The following is a 9,012-nucleotide window of genomic DNA, read 5'->3' as shown; positions in this document are numbered from 1 at the left end:
CGCCGTCCCCGCCGTGCGGTAGTCGCTCAGCGGCGGTAGAAGATCCGGTCCCGGTACTGCTCCAGTACCCGTCCGTTCCACTCGTGGCCGCCGTCCACGTTGCCCGAGCGCAACAGCGGGGGTTCGATGCCCCGGTCGGCGAGGGTGGCGGCCGCCGTGGCCATCACGGCCTGGAGGAGGGCGCTGGTGACGACCGTGGAGGCGGGTGCGAAGGGCGCCGGGACGGTGTCGAGGGTGAGTTCGGCGTCGCCGACGGCGATCTTGGAGTCCAGCACGATGTCGCAGTGGTCCTTGAGGAAGGTCCCGGAGGTGTGCCGCGACTTGGTCTGCGACGCGTACGCCACCGAGGTCACGCCGATGACCCGTACGCCGAGCGCGCGGGCGTTCAGGGCCATCTCCACGGGCAGGGCGTTGCGCCCGGAGAGGGAGATGATCACCAGGGCGTCGCCCTCGCGCAACGGCGAGGAGTCCAGTACGGCGCTCGCGAGGCCGTCGACGCGTTCCAGCGCGGAGCCGAGCGTCGCCGGCATCACGTCCACGCCGACGACGCCGGGCACGGCGAGCAGGTTCATCAGGGCGAGTCCGCCGGCGCGGTAGACGACGTCCTGGGCGGCGAGTGAGGAGTGCCCGGCGCCGAAGGCGAAGAGCCGGCCGCCGTTCTGCACCGTGTCGGCGAGCAGCGTGCCGGCCGCCTCGACGGTGTCGGCCTCCTCGTCGCGGACGCGTCGCAGGAGATCGATCGCGGCGTCGATGAACTGGCCGGCCGGCTTGCGGTCGCTCATGCGGGACCCCTTCGGTGTGGCTGCGTCGCGGATCACCGTGCGGTCTGGACCAGTGCGGTGTCAATACGGCGTCAACGCGGCACAGTGGGCCGTGCGGGCCCGGGTTTCCACGGCGAGGCACGGTTGTCGGTGGTATGCGTCAGAATTGGTTGCAGGGCCAGCGCACGCGCCGGTGGGCCGTAGCCTCCGGCACTCTCATCAAGGGGCACGAATGTCCGGACTGATCGACACCACGGAGATGTATCTCCGCACCATCCTCGAGCTGGAGGAGGAAGGTGTGGTCCCCATGCGCGCCCGGATCGCCGAGCGGCTCGACCAGAGCGGTCCGACGGTCAGCCAGACGGTGGCGCGGATGGAGCGCGACGGTCTGGTGTCAGTGGCGGCCGACCGGCATCTGGAGCTGACCGACGAGGGCCGTCGGCTGGCCACCCGCGTGATGCGCAAGCACCGGCTCGCGGAGTGCCTGCTCGTCGACGTGATCGGCCTGGAGTGGGAGCAGGTGCACGCCGAGGCCTGCCGCTGGGAGCACGTGATGAGCGAGGCCGTCGAGCGCCGCGTCCTGGAGCTGCTGCGGCATCCGACCGAGTCGCCGTACGGGAACCCGATCCCGGGCCTGGAGGAGCTGGGCGAGACGGACATCGCCGACCCGTTCCTGGACGAGGGCATGGTGTCCCTCGCCGACCTGGACCCGGGGCCGGAGGGCAAGACGGTCGTCGTGCGCCGTATCGGCGAACCGATCCAGACGGACGCGCAGCTGATGTACACGCTGCGCCGGGCGGGCGTGCAGCCCGGTTCGGTGGTGAGCGTGACGGAGTCGGCGGGCGGCGTGCTGGTGGGCAGCGGCGGCGAGGCGGCCGAGCTGGAGGCGGACGTCGCCTCCCACGTGTTCGTCGCCAAGCGCTGAGCGGTCGTTGGGCCGTTGGTCGTCGGTCCGTCAACTTCCCGCCGTGCGGGGGGAATTCGCGTCACCGGGCCGATCCCGTCGTTTCCTGGATTCAGTGCGCCGAATCGCAGCGCCCGGACGCTTCGCGTGCGAGGCTGTCGCGTGAGGCATATGACGTGCGGGGCTCTCGGCCGTGGCCTGACAGCGATGTCGCCAGGTCGGAGAGGGGCCGGACGGAGAGGGGTGGGGCGTGCCGGAGAGACGGAGAGGGCCCCGGCGCCGTGCGGCGCCGGGGCCTGTCCTCCCCTGTGCTGACCCGGAGCCCCGAGCTCTCAGGGTCAATCCCCTCGGACCGTTTTCCCCGAGCGGTCCGCCTCCCGTTGAAGATCTCCCCCCGGCGACGGCGATCAATCCCTGAGAGGTGTCACTCGAATGAGGGGTGTTGCCCGCCGGAACGGCATCCTCGAATAGGCATTCGATACTCTGCGGACGTCGATCGATCGCGGACACCACGGCAGGCGTCGCGGACACCACGGCAGGTACGGCAAGGCACGGCAGGCAGAACACGGTTCACAGGACCGGCCGGCCCGGGAGGGGCGGACGGTCCGAGCGGAGCTTGGGGGTGCCAGGACCTATGGCGCGGCGCATCGACGTGACCGGCGCGGGCGGCGTACGCCTCGCGGCCTGGGAGTTCGGCGACCCTCCCAAGACCGACCACCGGACGCATGGCACGGCGTCGGGGGACGCGGCCCCGGCGGATCCGGTCCGGGGAAGTGCCACGTACGGGGCCGGTGACCTGCCGGGCGTGCTGTTACTGCACGGCCTGATGGGCCGCGCCTCGCACTGGGCCACCACCGCCCGCTGGCTCTCCGAGCGCCACCGGGCCGTCGCCCTCGACCAGCGCGGCCACGGCCGCAGCGACAAGCCCCCGCGGGCGTCCTACACCCGCGAGGCCTACGTCGAGGATCTGGAGGCCACCCTGGAGCAGCTCGGCCTCGGCCCGGCCGTCCTGATCGGCCACGCCATGGGCGCGCTGACCGCCTGGCAGCTCGCCGCCAAGCGCCCCGACCTGGTCCGCGGCCTGATCATCTGCGACATGCGGGCCTCCGCGCTCGGCGCCGCCTCGCAGCACACCTGGACCGAGTGGTTCCGCGCCTGGCCGGTCCCCTTCGCCACGCTCGCCGACGTACGCAAGTGGTTCGGCGAGGACGACCCGTGGGTGGAGCGGCCGAATCCGGCCCGGGGCGCGTTCTACGCCGAGGTGATGGCCGAGTCCCCGGACGGCTGGCGGCCCGTCTTCGAGCCGGAGCAGATGCTCAGGTCCCGCGAGACCTGGGTCTACGACGCCCACTGGGAGGAGCTGGCCCAGGTGCGCTGCCCGACCCTGGTCGTCCGCGGTCTCGACGGCGAGCTGGGCCGTGCCGAGGCGCAGGAGATGGTCCGCGTGCTGCCCCGCGGCCAGTACGCGGAGGTCGCCGACGCCGGCCACCTCGTCCACTACGACCAGCCGGAGGCGTGGCGGGCGGCCATCGAACCCTTCCTGGACTCCCTCCGGGAAAGCTGACCGCCCCCGGAGACCTGTCACCCCTTGCTGACCGCCGTCAGGATCTCCGGCAGCCGCCCCGCCGTGCGCGGCGCGGCCAGCCGCAGACCGAGCAGCGTCAGCGCGGCGCCGTACACCGTGCCCACCGGGAGCAGCGGCCAGCCGCCGGCGCCGCCCTCGCGCACGTTCAGCCAGATCGTCAGCGCGATCACCGGAGCGCACAGCAGGGCCGCGCCGACCATGCCGCCGAAGATCGAGATCCAGGCCAGCCCGACCTGGCCCGGGGCGACGTTCTTGTACCCCTCCTGCGGGATGGAGTACGGGAAGCGCGCCGAGGTCCACGCACCGGTCGCCAGCATCGCGCCGAGCAGCGCGAAGGACAGGCCGAGCGCCTCGGGCAGCGTCCGCCAGTCGTCGAGTATCGCCGTGGTCAGGACGGTGACGAGGGTGGCGTACGGCAGGGTGATCAGCAGCAGGGCCAGCGCGCGGGCGCGCAGCTCGACGTACGCGTCCCGCGTCGAGGAGATCGTCATCGCGACCATCCAGAACGCGGACGTGTCCTGCCCGAACTGGTTGTACATCTGGATGCCGAGCATCCCGGCGGCGAAGCAGGCGAAGTAGACCGACCCGGTGCCCTGCCAGGCGTTGAACACCGGCACGATCAGACCGATGGCCAGCGAGGTCACCCAGGCCGCCTTGGTCTTGGGGTCGCGCCACACGTACCGCAGGACGCGCTCCATAGTGGTGCCGGTGCGGCCCGCGGGAAGCAGCCGGGCGAGTCCGGCCGAGCCGCGCTCACGGACCGGCCGGGTGTCGCTCTGCAGGGTGGAGCCGTCGGGCGTGGTCATCAGCCGCGTCAGGTGGCGCTCCCACACCCACAGCAGCAGCACCAGGGCCACCGCGGTCAGCGCCAGTTGGGCGAGCGCGATGCCGTACGACCCGTCGCTCGCCGCGTCCATCGCGCCGATCGCCGACGCGGGCGGCACCCAGCGCAGCACGGCCGCCGCCGGGTCGAGCTGCTCCAGTCCCGATGAGCCGAGCCGCTGCGCCCCGAAGTTGACGAGCTGCGCCCCGATCGCGACGACCAGCCCGCTCAGCACCGCGAGGTCGCGTCCCTTGCGGCTGGTCAGCAGCCGCACGTTGGCGGCGGCGACGGCCCGGGCGAGGGTCACGCACACCAGCAGCGCGAGGACGGCGCCGACGACTCCGACGGCGTACGCCGCCCCGCCGTGCGCGACCGCGACCACGGAACCGGCGAACATGCACAGCGTGAACAGCGGTCCGATGCCCACGAGCGACGCCGTGAGCAGGGCCCGGACCAGCGGGCGGGGCCGCAGCGGCAGCATCACCAGCCGGGTCGGGTCGAGCGTCTCGTCGCCGCCGGGGAAGAACAGCGGCATCACCGCCCAGCCGAGGCCCAGCACCGCCGCCAGCAGGACGACCAGCGAGTCCACGTGCGCGTATCCGCGCAGCGCGATCAGACCGATCAGCTGGAGCGCGGCGAAGAGCAGCACGACGACGGCCGAGGCGATGTAGGCGGCCCGCCGGCCACCGGACTGCCGCAGCCCGTTGCGCAGCAGGGACAGTTTCAGCCGTACGAAGACGGACGTGACTGAGGCAGTGGCCGGGGCGGAGGCGGCCTCGGCGCTCATCGGGAACCGCCGCCCAGCCAGTCCAGGTCGGAACCGGTGTCGCGGGCCCCGGCGCCGACGAGTTCGAGGAACGCCTGCTGCAACGAGGCCGCCTCGCCCCGCACCTCGGCGAGGGTGCCGGTGGCGCGGATGCGGCCGGCGGCCATGACGGCCACCCAGTCGCACAGCGACTCCACCAGCTCCATGACGTGGGAGGAGAAGACGACAGTGGCCCCGGAGGCGGTGTAGCGCTCGAGGACGCCCCGGATGGTCTGGGCGGAGACCGGGTCGACGCCCTCGAACGGTTCGTCCAGGAAGAGCACTTCGGGGTTGTGCAGCAGCGCGGCCGCGAGCCCGGTCTTCTTCCGCATGCCGGTCGAGTAGTCGACGACCAGCTTGTGCTGTGCTCCGGACAGGTCGAGCACGTCGAGCAGTTGCGTGGCCCGCTTGTCCACCTCGGACCCGGGCAGTCCGCGCAACCGCCCCGTGTAGGCGAGCAGTTCCCGCCCGGACAGCCGCTCGAACAGTCGCAGTCCCTCGGGCAGCACCCCGATCCGGGCCTTCACCTCCACCGGATCACGCCAGACGTCGTGCCCGACGACCTCGACCGATCCCTGATCCGGCCTGAGCAGCCCCGTCACCATGGACAGGGTGGTGGTCTTCCCCGCCCCGTTCGGCCCGACGAGCCCGATGAACTTGCCCGCGGGCAGCTCCAGATCGATCCCGCCCACGGCGACCTGCTGCCCGAACCGCTTCCAGAGCCCCTGCACCCGTACGGCACTACCAGCCACCACGTCTCCCTCCGTCGAGTCGAAACCCTACGGGGGAACGGGGCGACGCCCCTGACGATCCCTAACGATCCCGGCCGCACGCGTACGCCAACGGCGAGATCAACTCCTCGACATCCGGCAGCCACCGGTTCGCCGGCGTCGGCCGGCACGCCCACTGCACGGCCCCCCGCGTCCCGTACCGGGTGGGCGGCGCGGCCACGTACGTCCCTTCCCCCAGCGCCGTCAGGTCGAGGGACAACGGCGACCACCCCAGCCGCCGCACGAGGTCCGGCACCTTCACCGCGGCCCCCGGGAGGACGAAGAACCGCATGCGCCGGTCCGGCGTCAGCGTCACCGGCCCGAGCGTCAGCTCCATCCGCTCCATCCGGGCCAGGGCCAGAAACCCCGCGGTCTCGGGCACGTCGATCGCGTCGAAGGTCCGCCCCGTGGGCAGCAGGACCGACGCCGTCGGCTGCTTCTGCCACATCCGGCGGGCCACGGTCGCGCTGCCCGTCGCCTGCGTCGCCCAGTCCTCGCGCGCCGGGTGCGCGCCCGGGGCGGCGCACGCGGGGTCCGCGCAGGAGCAGTGCTGCGCGCCGTCGGCGGCCACCAACCAGGTGCCGGGGAACACGTCCCAGTGGCGCTCCTCGGCATAGCGGACGGCGGTCTCCAGCAGCGATGTGCCGCGCTGCTGGGGGATCTGAGCGGCTTCGGTGCCGGGGATGGTCTCTTCCACGTGGAACTCAACTCCCGTGCTCACCGGGGGTTACGGGGGTTGCGCGCGCGGGGGAGGAGCATCGATTCCGCATCCGGGGCGCATGGGTGCATGCGTGGGGGCGCGCGGGAGGATTCGCCGCGGGAGCTGGGTAGCCACGTGTGGGGCCGGCGTTCGGCCGTTGCTCCGGCAATCCTCGCAAGCTTCGCAAGTCTCGCATTGTCGGCACATCGACGGGGCATTGATCTTCACGGCCGGAACTTTCCGTCCGCCGGGACAGCACCGGGACCGCATGAGACCGCATGGGGGTTACGCCATGGCCGCAAGGCCGCTCGTCGCGCGGCAGCCGAACGAACGACTGCAGGCGCTCATTCAGGAAGCGGGCTGCTCGAACGCGGGCCTCGCCCGCCGGGTCAACATGTGCGGGGTCGAGCACGGTCTCGACCTGCGGTACGACAAGACGTCCGTGGCCCGCTGGCTGCGCGGACAGCAACCCCGCGGCCGGGCACCGGCGATCATCGCCGAGGCGCTCGGACGCAAGCTGGGCCGCACGGTCACGATCGACGAGATCGGCATGGCCAACGGCAAGAACCTGGCGTCGGGCATCGGCCTCCAGTTCTCGCCGACGGTACTGGGAGCCATCGAGCAGGTCTGCGAGTTGTGGCGCAGCGACGTGGGACGCCGGGACTTCCTGTCCGGCTCCTCCGTCGCCGCGTCCGCGCTCGTCGAGCCCAGCCGGGACTGGCTGATTTCGGCCCCCGACTCGCAGGTTTCGCGCTCGGCCGGGCCGCGGGTGGGCCAGTCCGACGTGGCGGCCGTGCGGGCGATGACGCAGGCGCTGGTGGACCTGGACCACCAGTACGGCAGCGGGCACGTGCGCCCGGTCGTCGTGCACTACCTGAACAGCGTCGTCTCCGGACTGCTCGCCGGTTCCTACCGGGAGGCGGTCGGACGGGAGTTGTTCGCCACGGTCGCCCGACTGACGGAGCTGGCCGGATACATGGCGGTCGACACCGGGCAACCGGGCCTCGCCCAGCGGTACTACATTCAGTCGCTGCGGCTGGCGCAGGCGGCCGGGGACCGCGGCTACGGCGGGTACGTCCTCGCCGCGTCCATGAGCCACCTGGCCGCGCAGCTCGGAAACCCGCGTGAGATCGCGCAGTTGGCGCGTGCGGCGCAGGAGGGGGCGCGCGGGCGGGTGACGCCGCGCGCGGAGGCGATGTTCCACGCGGCCGAGGCCCGCGGGCACGCGCTGCTGGGCGACGTACGGGCGGCCCATACGGCGGCCGGGCGGGCGGTCGGCGCGATGGAGACGGCCGATCCGGCCTCCGGGGACGACCCGGTGTGGATCGCGCACTTCGACGAGGCGTACCTCGCCGACGAGTTGGCGCACTGCCACCGGGACCTCGGGCAGGCCGACGCGGCGGCACGGTACGCGCGGCAGTCCCTGGACGGGCATCCGGAGTCGCGGGCACGCAGGCGGGCCATCGGCCATGTGCTGCTCGCCACCGCGCAGGTGCAGCAGCGCGAGATCGAGCAGGCCTGCAACACCGCGACGAAGGCCGTGGAGCTCCTGGAGACGCTGCGCTCGAACCGGGGCGCCGAGTACCTGGAGGACTTCCAGGCCCGGCTGGAACCGTACCGGGAGGAGGCGGTGGTGAGGGAGTTCGGGGCGCGGCTCGACCTGCAGGCCGCCGCGTGAACGAACGGGCCGCGGATGCGTGAACGTGCCGGAAACGAGGGCTTGGTGAGCGGCAGGCGCCATGAACAGCGCGGCACGGCCTGGTTTTGTTACTGCCGTCACAGGGAAGGAGTCCACGCCCCATGCGACGTGGCAGTGGGCTCCGGGGACCCGGTAGCGTGAGCCGACGATTCCGAAGGTCCCCCATTCGTAGGAGTCCCGGTGACGCAGAGTGGACAGGGCGAGGAGCCCTCGGCGCGGCAAGCGCACGAAGGCATCGTGCTGCCCTCGGACGGCGGCGAGCCCTTGCTGCCGGGCTCGGCCGGCGGACCCGCCGACGCGCAGGCGGGTCGGCCCGTGTCCGCCTCGGCGCCGCCCGGCGGCCAGGCCTGGGACCGGCCGTGGGGCCCCGAGCAGCAGCAGAGCCCGGCCCCGGGCCAGGGCGGCCAGGGCTGGTCCACGCCGCCGGGCGCCCAGCCCTGGGGGACCCCGGAGACCGACCCGTCGGCCGCCCAGCCGCCCGCCTCGCATGCCTGGCCCGCGCAGGGCGGCCAGGCACAGGCACCCGGCGCTCTGCCGCCCCAGGCGGGCCCGGGTCCGCTGCCTCCCGAGGGCGCGCAGGCCCCGGCGTACGGCGGACCGGCCGACGGCCAGGCGTACGGATCGCAGCCGTCCTACGGGCAGCACGGGCCGCACGGCCAGGCGCCCGCGCCCCAGCACCAGGCGTATCAGCCGCACGCGTCGCAGGCGCCCCAGCCGCACGCGCCGCACCCCTCCGCGCCCCCGGCGCCCGCCGACGAGGGTGCCACCCAGTTCCTGCCGCCGGTCGGGATACCCGCGGACGAGGGCGCCACGCAGTACATACCCCCCGTGGCCCCCGGAGCGCTGCCTCCGGAGAGACCCGCCCAGCCGCACGCCGAGTCGACGCAGTTCCTCGGCCGGACACCGCAGTACCCCGCGCAGCCCACGGCCGGCTACCAGCCCGCCCCCGCCGCGCCCACCCCCCA

Annotated in this window: 7 protein-coding genes and 1 pseudogene; 4 read left to right on the top strand and 4 right to left on the bottom strand. The window is 73.1% G+C overall.

The annotated features are described in order from the left end of the window. Window positions 1–26: 26 nt before the first annotated feature. Window positions 27–782, bottom strand: a complete 756-nt coding sequence (locus tag EBH09_RS15685) for an SIS domain-containing protein (protein ID WP_121747619.1) — start codon at window positions 780–782, stop codon at window positions 27–29. A 211-nt stretch (window positions 783–993) separates the two neighbouring features. On the opposite strand from EBH09_RS15685, the gene EBH09_RS15680 reads away from it, so the two are divergent. Together EBH09_RS15680 and EBH09_RS15675 are read left to right on the top strand one after the other, a co-directional pair. Continuing rightward, the gene (locus tag EBH09_RS15680) at window positions 994–1,686 is read left to right on the top strand and encodes a metal-dependent transcriptional regulator (RefSeq protein ID WP_121747618.1); all 693 of its coding nucleotides are present in this window, start codon (window positions 994–996) and stop codon (window positions 1,684–1,686) included. A 613-nt stretch (window positions 1,687–2,299) separates the two neighbouring features. After that, window positions 2,300–3,229 (top strand): alpha/beta hydrolase, encoded by a 930-nt coding sequence (locus EBH09_RS15675; RefSeq protein ID WP_193776331.1) that lies wholly within the window; start codon window positions 2,300–2,302, stop codon window positions 3,227–3,229. Window positions 3,230–3,246: 17 nt separating this feature from the next. Here EBH09_RS15675 and EBH09_RS15670 read toward each other — a convergent pair whose 3' ends face one another. Genes EBH09_RS15670 through EBH09_RS15660 form a run of 3 tightly spaced genes read right to left on the bottom strand, consistent with a single transcriptional unit; the run spans window position 3,247 to window position 6,345 of the window. Beyond that, on the bottom strand, window positions 3,247–4,860 hold the full coding sequence (locus EBH09_RS15670; RefSeq protein WP_121747616.1) for a transporter: 1,614 nt from the start codon (window positions 4,858–4,860) through the stop codon (window positions 3,247–3,249). Continuing rightward, window positions 4,857–5,633 carry an ABC transporter ATP-binding protein gene (locus EBH09_RS15665; protein WP_121747615.1) on the bottom strand — a complete coding sequence of 259 codons (777 nt, stop codon included), beginning with the start codon at window positions 5,631–5,633 and terminating at the stop codon, window positions 4,857–4,859. The genes EBH09_RS15670 and EBH09_RS15665 overlap by 4 nt, the downstream gene beginning before the upstream one ends. Before the next feature lie 58 nt (window positions 5,634–5,691). Next, window positions 5,692–6,345 (bottom strand): bifunctional DNA primase/polymerase, encoded by a 654-nt coding sequence (locus EBH09_RS15660; RefSeq protein ID WP_121747614.1) that lies wholly within the window; start codon window positions 6,343–6,345, stop codon window positions 5,692–5,694. A gap of 295 nt (window positions 6,346–6,640) precedes the next feature. On the opposite strand from EBH09_RS15660, the gene EBH09_RS15655 reads away from it, so the two are divergent. Continuing rightward, window positions 6,641–8,026 carry a transcriptional regulator gene (locus tag EBH09_RS15655; protein WP_121747613.1) on the top strand — a complete coding sequence of 462 codons (1,386 nt, stop codon included), beginning with the start codon at window positions 6,641–6,643 and terminating at the stop codon, window positions 8,024–8,026. Between the two features lie 201 nt (window positions 8,027–8,227). Further along, window positions 8,228–9,012 (top strand): annotated as a pseudogene (locus EBH09_RS15650) (hypothetical protein); the annotation flags it as partial.

The organism is Streptomyces sp. E2N166 (assembly GCF_003671715.1).
GTDB lineage: Bacteria > Actinomycetota > Actinomycetes > Streptomycetales > Streptomycetaceae > Streptomyces > Streptomyces thinghirensis.
Note: the sequence above shows the minus strand (reverse complement) of the source record. Positions and strands in the feature narration are given on the sequence as shown.

Bases quoted from the DNA above. Each gene is read 5' to 3' on its own strand.
- EBH09_RS15685 (WP_121747619.1), bottom strand. From the start codon at position 782: ATGAGCGACCGCAAGCCGGCCGGCCAGTTCATCGACGCCGCGATCGAT.
- EBH09_RS15680 (WP_121747618.1), top strand. From the start codon at position 994: ATGTCCGGACTGATCGACACCACGGAGATGTATCTCCGCACCATCCTC.
- EBH09_RS15675 (WP_193776331.1), top strand. From the start codon at position 2,300: ATGGCGCGGCGCATCGACGTGACCGGCGCGGGCGGCGTACGCCTCGCG.
- EBH09_RS15670 (WP_121747616.1), bottom strand. From the start codon at position 4,860: ATGAGCGCCGAGGCCGCCTCCGCCCCGGCCACTGCCTCAGTCACGTCC.
- EBH09_RS15655 (WP_121747613.1), top strand. From the start codon at position 6,641: ATGGCCGCAAGGCCGCTCGTCGCGCGGCAGCCGAACGAACGACTGCAG.